A 17,483-nucleotide genomic window follows, 5' to 3' on the forward strand; every position below is an offset into this window, starting at 1 on the left:
CCGGCGGCCGCCGTCGACGACGCCTGCGCGCGCGAAGCCGAACAGACTCACGACCTCGCCGTGCGGGGGCATCTGCTGCGGCTCTGGACGCTGCCGGTCAGCCCGGACGGCCCGGGCACCCTCGGCTTGTGGCGGGCCCGCGATCTCGGTGAGCTGGAAGCCATTTTGGAGTCGCTGCCGCTCTCCGGCTGGGTGACCATCGAGACCATCCCGCTGAGTCCGCATCCCCAGGATCCGATCCGGTTGCTGTGACGGCCGTTAGGGTGGAGCCAATGAACCGGCGGCCCTGGCGACCCACGCGCAGCATCAGGCAGATCACCAACGGGCTTGGCGCCCTCGATCGGGAACTGTTCGAGGCGATCGCCGAGAGTCCCACTCCGCTCCTCGACACGGCCATGCCGCCGCTGACCCGCGCGGCCGACCACTCCAAGCTGTGGTTCGCCATCGCCGGCCTGCTGTTCGCGTCGGGAAAACACTCCGCGCAACGGGGTGCCACCCGGGGCGTGGTGTCCCTGGGCGTGGCCAGCCTGCTGACCAACCAGGTCGCCAAGCGAGTCCGCCGACGTCCTCGGCCGCTCTACGAGTCGGTGCCGCTGGTCCGGCGCGTTCGGCGTCGGCCGACCTCGAACTCGTTGCCGTCCGGGCATTCCGCCAGTGCTGCCGCGTTCGCCGTCGGCGTGGGTCTGGAGAATCCGACCCTCGGTTTCGGGCTGGCCCTGCTGGCCGGCCTGGTGGGCCTGTCGCGGGTGGCGGTCGGCGCGCACTATCCGGGTGACGTGGTCATCGGCTTCGGTATCGGGGCCGGTGTGGCGATCGGTGGGAGCCGCCTGGTCCCGCCGATCGTGGAGACCGCGCTGCCCAGAACCGAACCGCTTCGGGTGGAGGTTCCGGAGCGGCCCGACGGCGCCGGCGTGGTCCTGGTGGTCAACCCGGCTTCCGGCAGCGGCACCGGGGCGCGCGTGGCCGACGACGTCCGCACCGAGCTGCCCAAGATGGAGATCGTCGAACTCGATCCCGACGAGGATCCGCTGCCGGTGCTGCGCAAGGTCGCCGAACGAGCCGAAGTGCTGGCCATCGGTGGCGGTGACGGGACCGTGTCGACGGCCGCGGCGGTTGCCGCCGAGGCGGGCCTGCCGCTGGCGGTCTTCCCGGCCGGAACGTTCAACCACTTCGCCAAGGACATCGGCTGCGACACCGTCGCCAAGACCGTCGAGGCGATCCGGCGCGGCACCGTGGCGCGCGTCGACCTGGTGTGCCTCAACGGAAGCAAGATGATGGTCAACACCGCCAGCATCGGCGCCTATCCCGCGTTCGTGCAGGAGCGCGAAAAACTGGAGAAGCGCATCGGCAAGCCGCTGGCCGGGATGTACGCGATGCTGCACACGTTGCGCAACGGGCAGCCGGTGCGCATCCGGTACGACAACAAGACCCTGCAGACCTCACTGTTCTTCGTCGGCAATTCGCTTTATCTGCCAACGGGATTCGCGCCGTCTCGGCGCACTCGGATGGACGACGGGCTGATCGACGTGCGAATCCTGGAAACCGGCCGGCGGCTGTCCCGGACCCGGATCCTGACCGCGCTGATCCTCGGCCGCTTGGAGCGCAGCCCGCTGTATCACGAGATGCAGGTGCCGGAGTTCACCTTCACCACCGTGGACGGGCCCACCGTTGTCGCCCACGACGGCGAGATCGGCGAGGAGTACGGCGAGGTCACCTTCACTGCGAAGTACCGGGCGCTGTCGGTGTACCGCCCGCTGTCCCTCATTCGGTGAGATCGCTGAGCCGCCGGTAGCGTTCGACCACCGCCGGGGTCGGGTCGCAGAGGTACTCGTCGGTCGGCCCGAAATGCACAATGCCGGTGCTGATTCGGCTCCGGCCGTAACCCGGAACCGGGAGCACCAACTCGTGCAAATGTGTTGCCGCGAGCTTCACACCGGCACCTCGCTGCCGTGCCGGCGGTATGCCGACGGCGGCCGGCCCCAGGCGGAGCGGAAGGCCCGGGTGAACGAACTGGCGCTGTCGAAGCCGACCCGGGTGGCCACCTGCAGGACGCTCAGCCCGGGATCGGCGAGCAACGCGGCGGCCTGCATCAGCCGTGCCTGCTGCGTGTAATCCCGCCAGGTCATTCGCAATTCGCGGTGGCACAGCCGCCGCAGCGATCGGGATGACATGCCCGCCGCCGCGGCGGCCTGCTCAAGAGTGATGTCCGACAGGGCATTACGGGTGCACTGGAGGGCCGCCGCAAGCTGCGGATGGGAGGTGGTGGGCAAGCTGAACGGGCTACGCGCTTGCAGGAGTTCGGCCAGCAGTTCGGCGAAGCAGCGGAAGTACGCGTCGGCGACGGCATCGGAGGACTCGCGATCGATGGGCCAGCGGCAGGCGTAGATGATCATCTGCCGGATCAGCGGCGAGACCAGCACGATCCCGGCTGCGGGGTGGGTGGTCCGCAGGTGGGACGGATCCAGGAATACCGACACCGAACGCACCCGCGTGTCGATGGTGCTGATGTGCCCGAGTCCGGCGGGAATCCATGCGGCCTGCCGCTCGGACAGCACGTAAGCGCCCGCGTCGGTTTCGACCTCCAGCACGCCCTGGACGACGTATTCCAATTGGTGCAGGTCGTGGGCGTGCCTGGCGGTGGTGACCCGTTGCCCTTGGTAGACGAACGCCCCGGCGCTGCAGGTGCCGCCCCGGCGCATGTCGAGCAGCCCGGTGTTGTCCGTTTCGGACCAGGATGTGGCCGTTCGTGCAGAGAAAGTCATTGCCGGTCGATGGTACGACTTGGAGTCATGTCAGGGCAGTCCTTTACCCCCGCCGCCGGAGATCCGAAGTACACCAAGTACTACGACACCGTAATCGCGCTGATGACGCGTGAGGAGCGGTGGCGTTCGGCGGCCATCGACCGGCTCGGGCTGCGGTCCGGTGACGTCGTCGTCGATGTCGGCTGCGGCACCGGGTCATTGGCGGTCAGGATGAAGCGCGCCCAGCCGGGTGCGCGCGTGATCGGGGTGGACCCTGACCCGGAAGTGCTCGCGATCGCGCGGGAGAAGGTTGGCAAGGCGGGCGTCGACGTCGAGTTCATCGAAGGCATGGGGGACCGGGCCGCTGACCTCGTCGGGCCCGGGACGGCCCACAAGGTCATCTCCAGTCTGGTCCTGCATCAGTGTCCGGTGGCGATGAAGGAAGCGATCATCGCCAACATGTTCCGGCTGTTGCGGCCCGGCGGGGAATTGGTGATCGCCGACTTCGGACTGCAGCGCGGCGTCCTGATGCGGTCGGGATTCCGATTCGTGCAATGGGCCGACGGCAAGGAAGACACCCAACCGAACGCGGACGGGATCCTGCCGGAACTGATCGACCGCGCCGGTTTCGTGGACGTCGTCGAGGCCGAAGTGGTCCGGACCGTCTCGGGATCGATCTCGATCTACCATGCCCGGCGGCCCTTTCCAGCAAACGAGGACAAGGCGCCCGCGAACGGCTAACCTTGGCAAATGTCACTTCCGAAGGCCGCGAAGGCGTTGGCCGTCCTGTGCGCCGTGGTCGTCCTCATCGCCGGTTGCAGCAAATCGACCCAACAATCGTCGTCCAATGAGGGCACCCCTGGCGGCCGGGGCTCGACCGGCTCCTCCGGCGCCAATGCGCCTGCACCGACCGGAGCAATGTTCACCAATGTCATGCCGTGGACTGCCGACATCTCCGGTGCCACCAAAGCCGACAAGTCCGACGCCATCATCGCGGCGCTGACCGCAGCCGGCGGATGGGGAACCGGAGCCTTCCAAATCGACTTCTCGATCCCCGTTTTCTATGCCGACAGCAACGCACGCCGGATGCAGGTGGTCGGGACCAATGAGTACTGCTTCGGCGGCCCGGACTGCGATTCCGTTCCCGCGCAGATGCCGGTACCGGCAAACGCCTATTTCGAGGGCTCGCAGAATCTGAGCTGCGACGCCACCGGCGCCACCGATGGCCAGTCCGACTGCCACCTGCTCGTGGTCGATCGCGACCAGCACAAGCTGTACGAGGTCTATCACGGCGGTCAGTCCGGCCAAAACATCGCTGCGGAAGGCTTTTTCATCTGGGACCTGGCCAAGAAGTACCCCGAGACCCTACGCGGGGACCAGTGCACCAGCGCCGACGCCGCCGGCTTCCCGATCGCCGCGATGACCCCTACCGCCGACGAAGTCGCTTCCGGCGCAATCAATCACGCGATCCGGTTCATTCTGCCGAACGATCGGATGAAGGCCGGGGTTTACGTCCGGCCCGCCACGCATGCGGGCGGACCGGAAAGCGAGGAACCGAACGCTCCGCCGTACGGTGTGCACTTTCGGCTGCGTGCCGACTTCGACGACACCGGCTTCTCGCCGTCTCAGCGGGTGGTCATCACCGCGCTGAAGAAGTACGGGATGTTGCTTGCCGATGGTGGCCAGGTGCCGCTCACCTTCGCCGACGACCGCACCAGCGCGAAGAAGTGGGCCGACTTGGGCATCGACGCGCAGACATTCGGAGGTATCACGGCCGATCAGTTCGAGGTGGTCAACCTCGGCTCCGAGATCAAGCTCACCTACGAGTGCGTGCGTAACCACTGATCTGGGTGGGACCCTGCGCCGCCTCCGGTGACGCCGGCACCAACTCGGCGTGCACGGTCCGGCCGAACTTGGAGCGCATCAACCGATGTGCCGTCGGCACCAGGATGCCGTGCAGGAACGGGTATTTGCGCCGCAGCAGGCGCGCTGCCTCCCGGTACTCCGCGCCCTCGAGTAACCGCACGGCACCAGGCTGCACTGGGCCGACAGGCTTGCCCTTGCCGGTGGCGGCGCCGAACTCGACGTGTGGGTTTCGCCGCAGCCGGCGCACCTTCAACGAGCGCTCGAAGCTGCGGAAGTAGGCGCGGTCGCCGTCCACCACGATGCTGACCGGGCTGGTGCCGGCGGTGCCGTCCTTGCGAAAGGTGGTGAGATTGATGGTCTTTTGCCGCACGAACGGCGCCAACTTTCGGTCGCTGGCGGGAGCGACCACACCCAGTACATAGTCCAGTTGCTGTAGCCGCAGGACAAACGCCGTGACCAGCAGCACCGTCATCGCACCCAGCAGCCACGCCTGGGCGACCGAACCGCCCAGCGGCAAATCCACCACGTGGTTGACGGTGTGCACCGTGTTCGCCACGATCATCGCGGCGAGCGCCGTGGCCAGCGCGTCGGCCCAGATCAATGCGAGCAGTAGTGCGACGCCCAGCCCCAACTGAAACGCCCCGAGATCGTGCAAAAAGTGCTGGTGGGTGGGGAATTGGACGATCCCGGCGAACGAAGCCGGATCGACCAGACACCAGATTCCGATTCCAAAGGTGAAAACACCGGTCAGGGCGGTGGCGGCCACCATGGCCAGCCGTGTGGCAGTGGTTGAACTTCTCCTACTTTTCCTCATGCCGGGTAGACGACACAGCCGAGGAGAACGTGACACGGTCACCGGGCCGAGGAGGAGGAACCCCAGCCCGGTGATCGCGGTCCCGGTTATCGCTTGTCAGCTGTTGGCGCGTTCCGCCTGCCGGTTTTCTTTCTCGGTGTCGGCCAGGCCGTCCAGCCGGTTCGCCTCGACCCGCTTGCTGCGGGCCACCTCTCGCTTGTCCTCGGCGTGGTCGATCTTGGCGTCGGCGGCCTTGGCCGCGGACTTCTCGGCGGCCGCCGTCTTCTCCTCGACCCGCCGCTTGGCCGATTCGGCGACTTCCTTGCGGTTGGCCGCCACCGCCTCCGCGCGCTCTTTGGCTGCCGCACTGCGCTTTTGGGCCGACTGGGTGGCTTCCCGCTTGCGCTCCTCGGCGGCATTGCGCGCTTCTTTCGCCTGTTGCTCGGTCGCCGCGCGCGCTTCCTGCTGGTCCTCGATCGCCTGGTCACGCGCCTGCTTGAGCTTGGTCTCGGCCTGCTGTTTCCTGGTCTGGGCCTGCGCGTCGAGTTGGGCGGCGCGACCGAGCGCCTGACTCCGCTCGATGAGGGCAGCGCCACGCTCGACGAGTTGTGGGTCGTGGATGGCATTGCCGACGGTGCTGTCGAGCATGCCCAGCGCGCGCTCGTAGAACAGCCGTGCCGGGGCCTCCGTCGGGGCACGTGTCACCACGCGGTCCTGGATCACCTGCAACGGGAACCGGGCGAGCTGGTACTGAAACCGCAATACTGCGAAGGGAAGTTGGGACAATGACATGGTCCTGCTCCTATTTTTGGCTGTGTCTGGCCGACCCGCGGGAGGGTTGGTGCCTACTAGAGGTTTTTGGCTGCACGGCGAAGACGGTCGGCCTCTGATTCTTCGGCGGCGGCCACCTGGACGTCGCTCTGATGCTCGGCGGCCGCCTCGACCACGTCCTCTGCGGCGTCACGAAGTTCTTCTTGTTCCTCGGCTTTCGCCTGCTGCACCTCGCGCTGCGCCTCCACCTCGGCCTGCGTCTGCTGGGCCGCGGCGCTGCGCTGCGCTGCTTCCTCGGCGGCCCGCTGCTGTGCGGCTTGCTGGGCTTCGATCTGGTTCTGGGCGGCCTGCGCCTTTGCGTTTGCTTCTGCCCGCTCTTCGGTGGCCGCTCGCCGGGTCTCGGCTTCCTTCTCCCGGGCTTGCTCGGTCTGGGCGTCGGCTATTGCCTGAATTGTGTTGGCTTCCTTGCGTTCCTGGGCCTGCGTCTGGTCGAGTTGTCCTTCCGCGGTCAACGAATCGTTGCCGGTGACCGCGCCGACAACCTCCTTCACCTTGCCCTTGACGGTATCGACCAAGCCCTTGCGCGCTTCGCCGGCCGTGTTGTGCTCACTCATCCAAGAATCTCCTTTGGGCATTAGCCACGAATATGCAGTGAATTGGCTTCAAGCCAGTTGTTCCACACATCCGGGAGCCCAAAACACCTACGGCCGAACTCATGCCGCGCTGCGGCGCATGACTTCGTTTGGCTACCAGCGATATCCGGTAGGCGATGTTGCTTTGTTTGTACCGTGCGTCAGGATTTGGCGAGAGTGAACTGCGCGATGTCGGTGTAGCCCTCGCGGAACAGTTCGGCGCAACCGGTCAGGTACTTCATGTACCGGTCGTAGACCTCTTGCGACTGAACGGCGATGGCCTCGTCGCGCTTCCGTTCGAGCGTGTCCGCCCAGATCTCCAGGGTGCGCGCGTAATGCAGCCGCAACTGCTGAATCCGGTTGACCGTGAATCCCGCACGCTCCGCGTGTTCGACAACGGTCTTGGCCTGCGGCAGATCCCCGCCGGGGAAGATCTCGTCCATGATGAACTTCATGAACCGCAGCTTGGTCATGGTGATGGGCAGCCCGCGGTCGGCGAATTCCTCGGTGCTGGGCTGGATGATGGTGTGCAGCAGCATCACGCCGTCGGCGGGAAGCGCCCGATTGGCCATCGCGAAGAAGTCGGTGTAGCGGTCACGGCCGAAGTGCTCGAAGGCGCCGATCGACACGATGCGATCGACTTTCTCGTCGAATTGCTCCCAGCCCTGCAACAGCACCCTCTTGCTGCGCTGACTCGGATGCTCGTCGAGCCGGCGCTGAGTGTGGGCCTGCTGGTTGCGGCTCAGAGTCAGGCCGACCACGTTGACGTCGTAACGCTCCAGCGCCCGGATGATGGTGGTGCCCCAGCCGCAGCCGATGTCGAGCAGCGTCATGCCCGGCTCAAGGCCGAGTTTCCCGAGCGAAAGGTCGACCTTGGCGAGTTGCGCCTCTTCCAGCGACATGTCGTCGCGTTCGAAGTAGGCGCAGCTATAGGTCCGCGTTGGATCCAGAAACAGCTTGAAGAACTCGTCGGACAGGTCATAGTGCGCCTGCACATCGTCAAAATGTGGTTCCAAGCTGGCGGACTTACTTTGCTCTTCTGGCATCAAACAACTTTCGATTCCGATTTGCATTGAGCTTAGCCGCATGCGGCCGCCCTACTTTGCGCTCGTTTCCTGTGAGGGACCCGTGCATGGTTATTTCCGCTGCTAGTGGGCATAACAGTGCTGTTTGAGACGGACTTGGAGCGCGGTTTGAGCAGCGTAGCGGAAGGGGATGAGGATGACGGTCGAGGTAGATGACGTGCGGCGGCTATTGGATTCGGCGGAGGCGGACGCTGTGCTGGTGGCCATCGAGGGTCGTGTGGAGGTTGTCACACCGGCGGAGTTGGATTCGCCCGACTATCGCGGCGCGTTTCAGATCGCCACTCGCCAGGACGTCCTGCAACGCGCCGGCGGAGCCGAGCCCTCAGACCGCGAACTGGCCGAGCGAGCCGAAGAACTCGACGTGGCGGTGCGCAACTTGGGTGGTTAGCGCCGTTGTAGGCCAAAGCTTTTGGCGCGGTCTCCGGTGACACCCAGGACCGACGACCGGCACTGCCGGGGTAGCTCGTGCTGCGCGGCGACCCGCGCCCCGCGCTGGGGCCCCGCCGCCGAGACCACCTGTAGCCGCAGGATCCGGCCACCGACCCGCAGATATGCGCCCGGCTGCCAGGTGGTCGGCTGCCACGGTTCCAGGCGGGTCCAGCCCGGCTGTGCGGGTTCACGCAGGAAGACCCCGTTGGTCGAGTGCCGGTCGACGACGACCACCTCGCCCCGGATGATGCGGACCTCGATGTGGGCGCGAGACATCTGTCCGGCGTGGTCGTCGACGCATACCGGGTGAAGTCCGCGCGTCACCGCGTCTGACCCGCGCGGATCCCGTCCGATCACGCAGTCCCGGTCGAGTTCGATACGGGAATTGTCGTCCAGGACGATCCAGCGCTTCGGCTCGCTGCGGACCGGCGCGGGGGTCGGCCGCGGCGCCGACCGGGCCGGCGCGGACCACAGGACGGCGCCCTGACCGGGCACGGTGCCCCCGGTGAGCTTGTACACGCCGTTGCCCTCGGACGAGGCACGCGGCCGCTGGCCCACCTCGTCGACGGTGATGACCGCCGCCACGCCCGGCATCGGCACGGATCGGTGCACCAACCGTCCGCGGCCGTGCATCACGGTCTGCCCGACGCCGTCGTCCAGTGCCACCGTGACACTGCCGCACAACAACACTTCCAGCCCCGTCGCGGTGGGCATCACGATGCCGACATCCACCAGGGTCCGGGTCCAAGTCGTCTCTTGCGCAACCTGTTTGAACGCGCTGACCAATCGTTGCGAATCGGTGCGGCGCACCATGTCGGACAGGGCCGCCAACTGCTGCGCGGCGAGGGAGTTCGCCGAGAGCGGCGCCCGCTCGCGGTGGGCCACGACGATCACCGCGCCATTGACGTTGGCCACCAGGTGCGGGCCGGGAATGACCTCGACCTCGGTGATCGCAGCCGCGGGAACGGCGACCGGGACGGCCTGCTCGACCGTCGATGCCGTAGCCAGCGGCGTGTCGGCCGGAAGCGGCGCTTCGACGACTGGTTCCGCGACGGCATGCTCGGCGGCCTCCGACGGCGCTTCGCTGATCCCGATGCGGGAGTGGACCCAGCGCAACGGTGCCGGCGCCCACCAGTTCAGGTCACCCGCCAGGCGCAGGAAGGCGGGCACGACGACACCGCGGATGATGGTCGCATCGATGATGACGGCCAACGCCGTGCCGATGCCGAACATCTTCATGAAGGACAGCCCGTTGGCGAACGAGATCAGGGTGATGGTCAGCAGCAGCGCGGCGCTGGTGACGATCCGGCCGACCCGGCCCAGGCCGATGACGGTGGCCGCGTTGTTGGACAGGCCCGAGTCGCGGGCTTCCTTGATCCGGCTGAGCAGGAAGATCTCGTAGTCGACGGACAGGCTGAACGCGATGGCGCACAGCAGGACGACCATCGACGGGTTCAGCGGCGCGGGCGAGATGCCCAGCAGCGAGGCCAGGTGCCCCTCCTGGAATATCCAGACCATCACGCCCAGCACCGCGCTCAGGACCAGCAGGTTCAGTGAGAGCGCCTTGACCGGAACCACGACGCTGCCGGTGAACAGGAACAGCAGGATGAACGTGGAGACAGCGATCAGGGCGATGGCCAGCGGCAGCCGGTCGGCGATCGCGGCGCGACTGTCGATCAGGGTGGCGGTCGGGCCGCCGACCTCGACCTGGTGGCCGGTGATCTTGGCGCGGATGTCGCGGACGAGATGCTGCGCGGTCTCGGAGTCGGCCTGCATCGAAAGGTAGACGAAGGCATAGCCCGGACCCGCCACCTCCGGCGCCGGTCCGACCGGCTGGCCGTGCTCGTAGCGCCCGGTCGAACCGTTGACCAGGACGACACCGTTCATGCCGGACACTTCGGTGGCCAGCTTCTTGAGCGCGTCGGCGTCGTTGCGGGTGACCAGGGTGATCGCCTGGGAGGGATCCAACTGGAAGTCGCGCTGCAGTGACTCGGCGACCAGCCGGGCATTGGATTCGGTCGGCAGGGCTCGTTCGTCTGGTGTGGCGTATTGGGCGTTGAGGAACGGGATGCCCAGCCCGAGCAGCACGACGACGACCGGCAGGGCGTACAGCAGCGGCCGGCGGGTCACCACCTCGGCGAAGCGCCGCCAGAACAGCGAGTCGGCCGACAGCGGCACCTTGCGGCGGATCACCGACAGCGAGTCGACGCGCTTGCCGAGCAGAGCCAGCAGCGCCGGCAGGACGATGATCGCGCTGAACGCCGACAGCAGGACGGTAGCGGTGGCGGCCAGGCCGACCGAGCGCAGGAAGTAAGTGGGGAAGACCAGCAGGCTGGTCATCGCCAGGGTGACGGTGGCCGCACTGAACAGGATGGTCCGGCCGGCTGTGCTGACCGTGGCGACAATGGCCGGATGATGGTCCTTTCCGTTGGCCAGTTCCTCGCGGAATCTCGACACCATCAGCAAGCCGAAGTCGATGGACAACCCCAGGCCGAACGCGGTCGTGACCGTCAGGGCATGCACCGACACATCGGTGATCGTGGTCATCAGTAGCAGCACCGACAGCGTGGAGACAATCGAGACGATCCCGACCACCACCGGCAGCGCCGCCGCGATCAGGCCACCGAACACCAGCACCAGCACCGCCAGCGAGATCGGCACCGCGATGCTCTCGCTCATCTTCAGGTCGTGCTTGACCTTGTCGCGGATCTCCTGCTGCACGCCGAGGGAGCCGCCCGCGCGGACCGCCACGTCCGGGTCCTTCGGCAGGCCGGCGATGATCCGTTTGGCCGCCTCCGAGGCCTGATCGGCGGTGCCGCCGACGTGCACCAGCATCAGTCCGGAACGGCCGTCCTTGCTGCGCAGGTCGGTGGCGCCTTCGTCGGCGAAGGACCTGGTGAGCTTCGCGTCCGGCTCGGTCTTGATGAGTTGCCGGATCCGCTCCTGCACTCGCGCAACATCGCGGCTGTCGACATCCCCCTGGTGTGGAAGCAACTGGATCACCAGGTTGGCGGTCGTGCCGAAATGCTGGTCCAGGAATTCATCGGCTTGCGAGGATTCCGACTTCGGATCGGTGTTGCCCCCCACACCGAGCTTGTCCGACACCGAGCCGCCGAGCACTAGGCTGATGCCGAGTAGGGCCAGCACCGCAGCCAGCACCACTTTCGGGCGCCGCACGGTGTATGCGGCCAGTTGGCTCAACATTCCTACTGTGTCTCCCCCGTGATCGTCATTGATCTCAGGAGTGTGCCGAGCCGGCCTTGGCGCTTTCTAAATTGCGCGGTTCGCCCGCGAGCCACAGGCGGACCAGGCAGCGTCGTGCCGCGACGTCGGTGGCGTCGACGAACGCGCGCCGGTTGTGCAGGGTCGTGTGGTTGTCGGCGAACAGGACATCGCCCGCGTCGAGGGTGAACTCGACGTAGTTGGCGGTGTCGTTCAGCGCGCGGTCCAATGCGTCGAGCGCTTGGCGCTGCCGGTCGCTGAGCGGGTTGCCGCTGCGGTAGTGCCCGAGTTCGATGTGCAGACGGTTGTAGCGGAGCTGCACGCCGCCCGGGGTGTCGGTGAAGACCGATCCCATGGTGAACGGGTCCTCGCCCGGTTCCGTCTCGTGCGAGCGGTCGAAGCAGAACTGCCCATAGAGCTCCTGCATCAGGTCAGGGTTCGTCTCCAGCAGAGCGTTGTAGACGGTGTGGCCGCTGACCATGACCGACTCGCCACCGGACACCGCCTTGCGCAGGCACAGCAGCCCCAGTACGTCGGGGCGGCTTCCGGCGTATGCGCAGGCCGAGTCGGTGTGGAAGATCAGTTCGGAGTTGGTCTTCGATCCGCGTGCCTCCGCGACCGACTGGCCGGTGTCCTGGACCAGGTAGACGCGGTCGCCGTGGCGGTTCTGCGGTTGCGGTGCGCCGAGGTAGGTGCCGAGGCCCCAGTAGAGCATCGACGCCTCCTCGTCGGTCCAGCCCTGCAATGGAAGGCCGCGCAAAACGCAGAAGCCGGGACCACGCTGCAGGCACTGCCGGATTCCGCGGGCGATCTCGGCGAGCTCGGGCTCCTGGAAGTCTGAGGCCTCGATGGTGTCGAGCCGGCGGCCGCGGCGACGCAGCCCGTCCCGGATGCGCAGGCACGCCGCGGCCTGTCGCGGGTTGACGGCCATCATGTAGTCCCAGGCGTCGAGCGTGTCGCGGTCCCAGGCGGTCGGTCCGGTGACCTTCTGGCGCTCTTCTGACTTTTCGGTTGAACTGTTGGCTGACGTTGTGAGCATCTCCATCCCCCTCTCGTGTCGGCCTCGAATTGATCGAGCTTTGGTTCCTATGAGTTTTGAGTGAGCCGCTTGGGGATTTCTAAAGGGCGAGTAAGACGCGAGTAGCGCTTCCTTTCTCGTCGCGCGCCCTTTCCCGTCGCCCCCTTCCCGTCGCGCCTTTCCGTCGCGCCCTTTCCGTCGCGCCCTTTCCCGTCGCGAGGGTGCGCAGATGTCCGGGGACACGCCGGTGGGTGTGGCATTCTGCGCACGCTCGGCGCGGGCATAAGGGGGGCCGACAGCTCTTGCCGTGCCCGTCGCGCCCCTTCCCGTCGCGAGGGTGCGCAGATGTCCGGGGACATGCCGGTGGGTGTGGCATTCTGGGCACGCTCGGCACCAGCGAAAAGAGGGGCATCGGCCGAGGTCACCGGGTCGAGAGCCGCTCAGCCTGCGCATCAAGGATTTTCCAAGGCGGCTGCTGAAACCTCGAGGCCATGAACACACTCGACCTTGCTATCGCGGCTATCACCTGCGGAGCTTTCACCTGGGCCTTGGCGCGGTACTCGTCGAAGGCCGTGTCGGGAGCGGGCCTGGCAGCCCAGGGCGTGCTGGGCGTGTACACCGGGCTCATGGTGCGCGACATCTCGTTCGCCGCTCTGGGTTCGCACTGGCCGATCGTCATCGCGATCGCGGTGAGCACCTTGATCGTCAGCGTCGCCGGCGGCGCCCTGCTGGGTCTGCACCGCGACGTCAGCCCGCTCACCGGCGGACTCGCCCTGGTGGCCGGCGGTTCATCGGGACTGGTCGCGATCGCCCGTGACCTCGGCGGAGACGACCGCGTCGTGGCCGCCGTCCAATACCTGCGCGTCGCGCTGATCACGGCCGCCATGCCGGTCGTCGCGACCGTCTTCTTCCACGCCTCCTCGGGCCAGGCCCCGCAGCACACCGAAACAGGCTCGCTGGCTTGGTATTTCGCGTTGCCGGTGATCGCGGTGATCGTGCTGGCCGGAGCGGCCCTCGGTCGCTATGTGCGGCTGCCCGGCTCCGGGCTGATCGCCCCGATGGCGATCACGATCGTGCTGCAATTCACCGGCCTGGCCAAGGGGCTAAGCGTCCCGATGCTGCTGGTGGAGACCGGGATCATGCTGATCGTCTGGCAGACGCTGATCGCGTTCGACCGCGAGTCGCTGCGGGCGATCCGCCGGATCCTGCCCGGCGCCTTCGCGCTGATCATGGTGCTGAACGTGGCCGCGGCAGGCCTGGGCGTGGTGCTGTCCCACGTGGCCGGGCTGAGCATGCTCGACGGGTACCTGGCGACCAGCCCCGGTGGCATCTACGCGGTGCTCGGCACCGCCGCGGGTTCGGGATCCAACGTGACGTTCGTGATGGCGTCGCAGGTGATCCGGGTGGTGCTCATGCTGCTGGCCGCGCCGTTCGTCGCACGCCTGTTCATTCGGGTCATGCCGCAGGGTGGGGCGAGGATCCCGGCGGGCCGCGAGCTCGTTCCCGTCACAGCCTGAGCTAACCGCCGTAACCGAAAAACCCAGGGGGATAGTCATGCACCGTTCGCATCGACCGCATCAGCTGGCGCCCGCCGCCCTGCTCGCCGCCACCTTCGTCATCGTCCCGGCCGCCGCGCCCAGTTCGATTCCGGTGGCGGCCGCGGCGTGCCCGGACGCCGAAGTGGTGTTCGCCCGGGGACGGGAGGAGCCGCCCGGAGTCGGCGCCGTCGGCGACGCATTCGTCAACTCGCTGCGCGGCAAGACGCGCATGTCGGTCGGGGTGTACGGGGTGAACTACCCCGCCAACATCACCACCGGCGGCGGCGCCAACGACATCAACGGACACGTCCAGTCCATGGCCAAGAGCTGCCCGAACACGCGCATCGTGCTGGGCGGCTACTCGCTGGGCGCCGAGGTGGTCGACCGCGCGATGTGGAGTGGGCTGCCGCCGGCAACTGTCGCGGCGGTCGCGTTGTTCGGCAACGGGACCCGGACGATCCCGCCCGCGTTCGCCGGCAAGACGATCGACCAGTGCGCCAACGGCGACCCGATCTGCGGCCGGGGCACCAACTGGCCCTCACATCTGCAGCCGTCGTACATCGACTCCGGATTGGTGGACCAGGCCGCAAGCTTCGCCGCCGGCAAGCTCTGATCAGGCCGATCACCTGCGAAATCGAGGGCCCCAGCCACTAAACAAATCGCACCGGGAAAGTCATGATGTTTCACATGGCCGATAATGATTTCGCCAATGTGGATGTTGTTGTAGTGGGCGCCGGCTTCGCCGGCCTGTACGCCGCGTATCGGCTGCGACTCACGGGGCAGTCAATGCGCATTTTCGAAGCGGGTGACGACATCGGCGGCACCTGGTACTGGAACCGTTACCCAGGCGCCCGGGTCGACATCCCGAGCGTCGATTACATGTACAGCTTCGACCCGGATTGGTCGCGGGATTGGCAGTGGTCCGAGAAGTACGCCACCCAGCCCGAGATCCTGCGGTATCTGAACCACGTCGCCGACAAGCACGACCTGCGTCGCGACATCCAGTTGGGCACCCGTGTCACGCACGCGTACTGGGACGACACGCTGCCTGGTTACCGGGTGCGCACCGACCGCGGTGACGAAGTCACCTGTGGCCACCTGGTGATGGCGACGGGCTGTCTGTCGATGCCCAAGAATCTCGACATTACGGGTGTCGAAAAGTTCACCGGGGAGGTGTATTTCACCAGTCGCTGGCCGCATGAACCCGTCGACTTCACCGGCAAGCGCGTCGGTGTGGTGGGCACCGGGTCGTCGGGGATCCAATCGATCCCGCTGATCGCCGCCCAGGCGGCGCAGCTGGTCGTCTTCCAACGCACACCGTGCTTTTCCATCCCGGCCCACAACGGCCCGATCTCACCGGACAAGCTCGCGCAACTGGCCGACGACTCCGCCTACCGCCAAGCGGCGAAATACTCGTTCGGCGGGGTCCCGGCCGAGCGCACCATCACTCCGGCGTTCTCGGTGTCCGCCGAGGAACGCCGGGAGCGTTACGAACGCGCCTGGCAACGCGGCGAACTGCTCGAGGTGCTCAACCTGTATGCCGACGTGATGAGTAACCCGTTGGCCAACAAGGACTTTGCCGATTTCCTGCATGGGAAGATCCGCGGTATCGTGCGTGACCCGAAGACGGCGGACAAGCTCTGCCCGAAAACCTATCCCGTCGGCTCGAAACGGCTGTGCCTGGACACTGGCTACTACGCCACCTTCAACCTGCCGCATGTGCGACTGGTGAGCCTGCAGGACCAGCCGCTGCTGGCTGTCACCGAGACCGGAATCGACACGGCGGGTGAGTCTTTCGAGTTCGACGCGATCGTCTTCGCCACCGGCTTCGACGCGATCACGGGTGCTGTCGCGGCGATCGACATCCGCGGCCGGGATGGCCTCGCGTTGAAAGACAAGTGGGCGCACGGCCCGTCCACCTACCTCGGCCTGATGGTCGAGGGGCTCCCCAATTTCTTCCTGATCGCGGGTCCGCAAAGTCCTTCGGTGCTGTCGAACATGGCGGTATCCATCGAGCAACACGTCGATTTCGTTGCCGACGCACTCACGCATCTCCAAACCCACGGCTACGACCAAATCGAGCCAACACCGCTCGCCGAGGCCGGCTGGATGCAGCATGTCGACGACGCCGCATCGATAACACTGTTCCCGCAGGCGAATTCGTGGTACGTAGGCGCCAACATACCCGGCAAGCCACGCACCTTCATGGCCTACGCCGCCGGGGTCGACTTCTACCGGGTGGCGTGCGATGAGGTCGTCGCCCGCGATTACCTGGGCTTCAGGCTGTCCGGCAAAGGCGGCGCCCAATGCAATGACGGCGTCATCCGCCGCCTGCAACCCGATGTGCAGATGGTGCTCGAGCAACTGGCCCTGCTGAATCTGCCGCCGTTGGAGTCCCTGCCACCCGAACAAGCGCGGGCCCTCGTCAACGAAATGAACCTGGCGCGCCCGCCGGGGCCGGACGTCGGCGAAATCGTTGACGCAACCCTGCCCGGTGCCGACGGACCCCTGGCCTACCGGCTGTACCGTCCTCAGAGCCCAGGACCGCACCCGATCGTCGTCTACTTCCACGCCGGCGGATACGTTCTCGGCGACCAGGTTTCGGATGATCCGCTGTGCCGGGACCTGTGTGTGCGCAGCGATGCCGTCATTGTGTCGGTGAACTACCGGCACGCTCCCGAGCACCGGTTCCCGGCCGCAATCGAGGACGGTTGGGCCGCGCTCCGGTGGATCGCGGAGCACGCCGAGGAACTCGGCGGCATCCGCGGACGCCTGGCGGTCTGGGGGTGGAGCGCCGGCGGGGGCATCGCCGCGGTCGTCTGCCATCTGGCCAGGGACACCGGCTGGCCCAGGATTGCGGGTCAGGCGCTGCTCGCGCCGCTCACCGACACCGACCAAGGTCGCGCCTCCTACGTTGAGAACGCCGACGGCTACGGCCTCACCGCCCCGATGATGCGGTATTTCCTTGACCACTACGCAGATCCGGAGGTCCGGGGCGACCCGCGGATCGCGCCGCTGCGCGCGCCGGACCTGTCGGGGTTGCCGCCGGCGATCGTCGTCACCGCCGAGTTCGACCCGCTGCGCGACGAGGGTGACGCGTACGCCGAGGCGCTCGCCGCGGCCGGGGTCCCCACCCAGCATGTGCGGGCCCGCGGGCACACACACCTGTCGGTGACCATGGTCGACGTGGTGGTCTCCGGAGCCCCAGTCCGGGCCCAGATCGCCGATGCTCTGCGCGGGTTCTTCGCCGCCGACGCCGCCCAGAGTGCACCGGCGCAAACCGTGGGGTAGTTACCCAGGCTAAGGTCGGGCCGTGCGCAGACTGAGGATCCGGTAATGCGTGGGTAGCGCAGTTTGGCCGATGATCGTGACCGCTTCACCGTCCCAG

General features: G+C 66.8%; 16 protein-coding genes. 8 read left to right on the plus strand and 8 right to left on the minus strand.

Translation table 11 applies throughout. The annotated features are described in order from the left end of the window. Together A9X01_RS25810 and A9X01_RS25815 are read left to right on the plus strand one after the other, a co-directional pair. Positions 1–252 (plus strand): muconolactone Delta-isomerase family protein (locus A9X01_RS25810; protein WP_216638943.1); only part of this gene is annotated, 252 nt, incomplete at its 5' end. 20 nt (positions 253–272) lie between these two features. After that, on the plus strand, positions 273–1,772 hold the full coding sequence (locus tag A9X01_RS25815) for a bifunctional phosphatase PAP2/diacylglycerol kinase family protein (RefSeq protein WP_065123433.1): 1,500 nt from the start codon (positions 273–275) through the stop codon (positions 1,770–1,772). Here the strand turns inward: A9X01_RS25815 and A9X01_RS30205 are convergent. Further along, complete coding sequence (locus tag A9X01_RS30205) at positions 1,762–1,932, minus strand: hypothetical protein (RefSeq protein WP_155772294.1); 171 nt, start codon at positions 1,930–1,932, stop codon at positions 1,762–1,764. The two genes, A9X01_RS25815 and A9X01_RS30205, sit on opposite strands and share 11 nt — an antisense overlap. Continuing rightward, entirely contained in the window at positions 1,929–2,762 is an 834-nt protein-coding gene (locus A9X01_RS25820; RefSeq protein WP_065123434.1) for an AraC family transcriptional regulator, read from the minus strand. Before A9X01_RS25820 ends, A9X01_RS30205 begins: the two co-directional genes overlap by 4 nt. 27 nt (positions 2,763–2,789) lie before the next feature. Here A9X01_RS25820 and A9X01_RS25825 point away from each other — a divergent pair, with 27 nt between their 5' ends. Together A9X01_RS25825 and A9X01_RS25830 are read left to right on the plus strand one after the other, a co-directional pair. Next, on the plus strand, positions 2,790–3,482 hold the full coding sequence (locus A9X01_RS25825) for a class I SAM-dependent methyltransferase (RefSeq protein WP_065123435.1): 693 nt from the start codon (positions 2,790–2,792) through the stop codon (positions 3,480–3,482). A gap of 9 nt (positions 3,483–3,491) precedes the next feature. Continuing rightward, positions 3,492–4,586: a hypothetical protein gene (locus tag A9X01_RS25830; RefSeq protein WP_065123436.1), complete on the plus strand. Its 1,095-nt coding sequence runs from the start codon at positions 3,492–3,494 to the stop codon at positions 4,584–4,586. Here A9X01_RS25830 and A9X01_RS25835 read toward each other — a convergent pair. From A9X01_RS25835 to A9X01_RS25850, 4 genes are all read right to left on the minus strand, one after another. Further along, positions 4,558–5,376 carry a PPOX class F420-dependent oxidoreductase gene (locus A9X01_RS25835; protein WP_155772295.1) on the minus strand — a complete coding sequence of 273 codons (819 nt, stop codon included), beginning with the start codon at positions 5,374–5,376 and terminating at the stop codon, positions 4,558–4,560. The genes A9X01_RS25830 and A9X01_RS25835 overlap by 29 nt on opposite strands. A 141-nt stretch (positions 5,377–5,517) precedes the next feature. Further along, positions 5,518–6,192, minus strand: a complete 675-nt coding sequence (locus A9X01_RS25840; RefSeq protein WP_065123438.1) for an IF2 family translation initiation factor — start codon at positions 6,190–6,192, stop codon at positions 5,518–5,520. Between the two features lie 56 nt (positions 6,193–6,248). Next, positions 6,249–6,785 (minus strand): CsbD family protein, encoded by a 537-nt coding sequence (locus tag A9X01_RS25845; protein WP_065123439.1) that lies wholly within the window; start codon positions 6,783–6,785, stop codon positions 6,249–6,251. A 179-nt stretch (positions 6,786–6,964) separates the two neighbouring features. Further along, positions 6,965–7,849 (minus strand): cyclopropane mycolic acid synthase family methyltransferase, encoded by an 885-nt coding sequence (locus A9X01_RS25850; protein ID WP_065123440.1) that lies wholly within the window; start codon positions 7,847–7,849, stop codon positions 6,965–6,967. A gap of 175 nt (positions 7,850–8,024) precedes the next feature. Between A9X01_RS25850 and A9X01_RS25855 the strand changes: the two genes are divergently transcribed. Continuing rightward, complete coding sequence (locus tag A9X01_RS25855) at positions 8,025–8,276, plus strand: hypothetical protein (protein WP_065123441.1); 252 nt, start codon at positions 8,025–8,027, stop codon at positions 8,274–8,276. Here A9X01_RS25855 and A9X01_RS25860 read toward each other — a convergent pair. Beyond that, positions 8,273–11,521 carry an MMPL family transporter gene (locus tag A9X01_RS25860; protein WP_065123442.1) on the minus strand — a complete coding sequence of 1,083 codons (3,249 nt, stop codon included), beginning with the start codon at positions 11,519–11,521 and terminating at the stop codon, positions 8,273–8,275. The genes A9X01_RS25855 and A9X01_RS25860 overlap by 4 nt on opposite strands. A gap of 34 nt (positions 11,522–11,555) precedes the next feature. Then, positions 11,556–12,578 (minus strand): TauD/TfdA family dioxygenase, encoded by a 1,023-nt coding sequence (locus tag A9X01_RS25865; protein ID WP_172832610.1) that lies wholly within the window; start codon positions 12,576–12,578, stop codon positions 11,556–11,558. Between the two features lie 470 nt (positions 12,579–13,048). On the opposite strand from A9X01_RS25865, the gene A9X01_RS25870 reads away from it, so the two are divergent. The 3 genes from A9X01_RS25870 to A9X01_RS25880 all read left to right on the plus strand — a co-directional run bounded on the left by A9X01_RS25870 (position 13,049) and on the right by A9X01_RS25880 (position 17,386). Beyond that, the gene (locus A9X01_RS25870; protein WP_065123444.1) at positions 13,049–14,074 is read left to right on the plus strand and encodes an AbrB family transcriptional regulator; all 1,026 of its coding nucleotides are present in this window, start codon (positions 13,049–13,051) and stop codon (positions 14,072–14,074) included. 37 nt (positions 14,075–14,111) lie between these two features. Then, complete coding sequence (locus A9X01_RS25875) at positions 14,112–14,708, plus strand: cutinase family protein (protein ID WP_065123445.1); 597 nt, start codon at positions 14,112–14,114, stop codon at positions 14,706–14,708. Between the two features lie 74 nt (positions 14,709–14,782). After that, positions 14,783–17,386 (plus strand): flavin-containing monooxygenase, encoded by a 2,604-nt coding sequence (locus A9X01_RS25880; protein ID WP_065123446.1) that lies wholly within the window; start codon positions 14,783–14,785, stop codon positions 17,384–17,386. Positions 17,387–17,483 lie beyond the last annotated feature (97 nt).

It is taken from the genome of Mycobacterium asiaticum (genome assembly GCF_001668675.1).
Classification (GTDB): domain Bacteria; phylum Actinomycetota; class Actinomycetes; order Mycobacteriales; family Mycobacteriaceae; genus Mycobacterium; species Mycobacterium asiaticum_D.

What these genes read in the sequence shown, in the direction of transcription:
- A9X01_RS25815 (WP_065123433.1), top strand. Translation starts at nt 273, where the DNA reads ATGAACCGGCGGCCCTGGCGACCCACGCGCAGCATCAGGCAGATCACC.
- A9X01_RS25820 (WP_065123434.1), bottom strand. Translation starts at nt 2,762, where the DNA reads ATGACTTTCTCTGCACGAACGGCCACATCCTGGTCCGAAACGGACAAC.
- A9X01_RS25825 (WP_065123435.1), top strand. Translation starts at nt 2,790, where the DNA reads ATGTCAGGGCAGTCCTTTACCCCCGCCGCCGGAGATCCGAAGTACACC.
- A9X01_RS25830 (WP_065123436.1), top strand. Translation starts at nt 3,492, where the DNA reads ATGTCACTTCCGAAGGCCGCGAAGGCGTTGGCCGTCCTGTGCGCCGTG.
- A9X01_RS25835 (WP_155772295.1), bottom strand. Translation starts at nt 5,376, where the DNA reads ATGGTGGCCGCCACCGCCCTGACCGGTGTTTTCACCTTTGGAATCGGA.
- A9X01_RS25840 (WP_065123438.1), bottom strand. Translation starts at nt 6,192, where the DNA reads ATGTCATTGTCCCAACTTCCCTTCGCAGTATTGCGGTTTCAGTACCAG.
- A9X01_RS25845 (WP_065123439.1), bottom strand. Translation starts at nt 6,785, where the DNA reads ATGAGTGAGCACAACACGGCCGGCGAAGCGCGCAAGGGCTTGGTCGAT.
- A9X01_RS25850 (WP_065123440.1), bottom strand. Translation starts at nt 7,849, where the DNA reads ATGCCAGAAGAGCAAAGTAAGTCCGCCAGCTTGGAACCACATTTTGAC.
- A9X01_RS25855 (WP_065123441.1), top strand. Translation starts at nt 8,025, where the DNA reads ATGACGGTCGAGGTAGATGACGTGCGGCGGCTATTGGATTCGGCGGAG.
- A9X01_RS25860 (WP_065123442.1), bottom strand. Translation starts at nt 11,521, where the DNA reads ATGTTGAGCCAACTGGCCGCATACACCGTGCGGCGCCCGAAAGTGGTG.
- A9X01_RS25865 (WP_172832610.1), bottom strand. Translation starts at nt 12,578, where the DNA reads ATGCTCACAACGTCAGCCAACAGTTCAACCGAAAAGTCAGAAGAGCGC.
- A9X01_RS25870 (WP_065123444.1), top strand. Translation starts at nt 13,049, where the DNA reads ATGAACACACTCGACCTTGCTATCGCGGCTATCACCTGCGGAGCTTTC.
- A9X01_RS25875 (WP_065123445.1), top strand. Translation starts at nt 14,112, where the DNA reads ATGCACCGTTCGCATCGACCGCATCAGCTGGCGCCCGCCGCCCTGCTC.
- A9X01_RS25880 (WP_065123446.1), top strand. Translation starts at nt 14,783, where the DNA reads ATGGCCGATAATGATTTCGCCAATGTGGATGTTGTTGTAGTGGGCGCC.